The organism is uncultured Gimesia sp. (assembly GCF_937919775.1).
GTDB lineage: Bacteria > Planctomycetota > Planctomycetia > Planctomycetales > Planctomycetaceae > Gimesia.
The window spans coordinates 1-2,540 of the sequence record NZ_CALFPF010000029.1 but is presented as its reverse complement, the minus strand read 5'-3'; the positions used below and the strand labels follow the sequence as shown (position 1 = coordinate 2,540).

1 protein-coding gene and 1 pseudogene are annotated in these 2,540 nt (G+C 48.1%); both read right to left on the bottom strand.

The window, feature by feature from the left end; all coding sequences use genetic code 11:
* Positions 1 to 118 precede the first annotated feature (118 nt).
* A complete protein-coding gene (rimK, locus tag Q0294_RS00745) occupies positions 119 to 1,522 on the bottom strand; it encodes a 30S ribosomal protein S6--L-glutamate ligase (protein ID WP_299459690.1) in 1,404 nt (467 codons plus the stop codon).
* A 51-nt stretch (positions 1,523 to 1,573) separates the two neighbouring features.
* A pseudogene (locus tag Q0294_RS00740) lies at positions 1,574 to 2,313 on the bottom strand (DUF1003 domain-containing protein).
* Positions 2,314 to 2,540: the final 227 nt, after the last annotated feature.

Sequence of the window (2,540 nt, the reverse complement as noted above, 5' to 3'; positions counted from 1 at the left end):
CAAGCCCGGTCGCGATGGGAGATCGCGGGTTTGACGCGGCGCAGCGGCAGCGGATGTAAAGCAGTATCAGAAGGGCTCCATTTTATCGGAATTTCCAGAGAACTCCTAGAACAGTTAATTATTTATGTCGTTTGCCGCTGAGTTCGCGTTTCCATTCCAGTTTTTTCTCAATACATGAGATGATCATGCCTGCAATGTCTTTGCCCGTGGCGGCTTCGATTCCTTCTAAACCAGGGGAAGAGTTGACTTCGAGTAAAAGCGGGCCATTTTTCGATCTGATAATGTCCACGCCGGCTATCATCAGACCGAGTACTCTGGTCGCTTTGACGGCGAGCCTGCGTTCGGTAGGGGTGATCTTTATGGTGGAGGCGGTTCCCCCCTGGTGTATGTTGGCTCGAAACTCACCGGGTGCCGCCTCGCGTTGAATGGATGCCACCACTTTACCGTCAATCACAAAGCAGCGCAGGTCTTTGCCGTCTGCTTCCTTGATAAACTCCTGCACCAGCAGATTGGCCCGCAGTGCTTTGAACGCGTTGATCACGCTCTCTGCTGCTTTTCTGGTTTCTGCTAACACCACGCCTCGCCCTTGAGAGCCTTCCAGTAATTTTACAATCAGCGGTGCCCCGCCGACCATTTCAATCAGATCATTCGTATCCATTGGTGAGTTTGCAAAACCCGTGGTGGGGATATTAATGCCGTTCTTGAGCATTAACTGCAGCGAATACAATTTATCGCGGGACTGGGTAATGGCAGAGGATGAATTGACCGTCATCACACCCATGCTTTCGAACTGGCGTGTGAGCGCGCAGCCATAGTAAGTAATTCTGGGGCGAATGCGCGTGATGACCGCATCCAGATCGTCTAGAATTTTTCCGCCTCGATAGTGTGCTTCCGGCTCGACCGCATCGAGTTTCATATAACATTGTTTGATATCCAGGAACTCCATCTCATGGCCGCGTTCTTCACCTGCTTCCAGGATGCGTTGATTACTGTAAAGTTCCTGATTACTGGCTAAGAGAGCAATCTTGAGCCCACTTCGTGCGTGTTCTCTTTTTCCGTAGTGCGTGTCAAGAATCTCAGTGGAAACCTGCCCCAGGCAAAAACTGAGGGATGGGTCAACCAGCATGCGGCCGCTCATCGCTTCACGGCCTAACAGCATTCTGAATCCCATCGAATCCCGATTTGCCAAAGTGAGTTCGATCTCCCAGGCTTCAATCCCCATCTTCAAAGTTGCCAGAATGACATAACGCGTTTCCGTGATCCCGCTCGAACTTTTGACCACCCGCTTATCCACAATTGGTCTTTCACAGCGGACAACAATCCTCCTGTTGTTCTGAACCGGATGGACTTCAAAACTGACCCAGGTTTCTCCCTGTCGTCTGAATCTTTGTACGTTGAAGGCATGGATGGATGAGGTTTTTGCACCTGAATCGACGCGTGCTTTAATGGCAGGCAGGCCCAGATCCGGAAAGGAACACCATTCTTCACAACCGATAATTTGTCGGGGATTGCTGTCTTTCATGGATTTTGTTGATCGATCTCTGTTAAAAAGTAAATGCGAATGGATGTATTTCTATGGCTCTGTGAAACACAGCGGAAGTGTGGTTAGGTTGCGTTTTATGATGGCATTAATTTCGGAGAGTTGTTCAATCTGCATTTCCTGAATTTGCACTAATTTTTCCCATTGTCGGGACAGGATATGGTCTAATTTTTCGTGGACCAGTTTGATTTCCAATTCCGCTTTTAAATTAATCTGATAATCATCTTGGCGCGTGTTCAGTGATTGGCTTCCTGTCGATTCTGACTCATGATGATAATCGGCACCTGAATGGCGGCCAGACAGGAGAGCAACAGGTTTAATAAAATATAGGGATAGGGGTCTACCGGTTGCCAGAAAACGGCCAGCGAATTAATGGTTACCCAGACGATCATAAACAGAGCAAACACGATCAGGAAGGACCAGCTTCCACCCCAGTTAGCGATGATGTCGGCCAGCTTTTCGCCGGGCGTCCAGTTTTGTGCAAATTCATTTTCGATATTCGAAGAAATCAACTCATGATTCTGCAGGGCAATCAGAATTTCTTTGTCAAGCTGAGACAGTTCGCCTCTTTCCGATTCCAGCAGCGAATGGATATACTTGGAACGATATCTGGACAGATCGGCCCGGCAGATATGACTCGCATCAGACCAGTCCGGATGTTCGTTCTTGATGAGCCTTGAAATGGGCTTTCTCACTAACGGAGCCGGAATCACTTCATCAAAACAAAATGTGTTGTGACAGATCGCACATGTAAATGATTTATTATTTCTCATGACTCAAAATCCTGCATCTTGTACTAAAAATGCTTCAACTGTCGGGATCGCCCTTGCGGGCCTTGAGATTCCGGTGACGAGAGAGGGCGCCGCCACATACCTTCCCTGCTGTAAATCGATTCCCGATTGCTGATCTGACTTTATAGTGTAATGATGTCTATACCGTAAAGTCGTAGCTAGTGGGTGTCCCGAAAGCGTTTTGGTTCGTAAATACATAGTGTAAAAAT

Bases quoted from the DNA above. Each gene is read 5' to 3' on its own strand.
- rimK (WP_299459690.1), bottom strand. From the start codon at position 1,522: ATGAAAGACAGCAATCCCCGACAAATTATCGGTTGTGAAGAATGGTGT.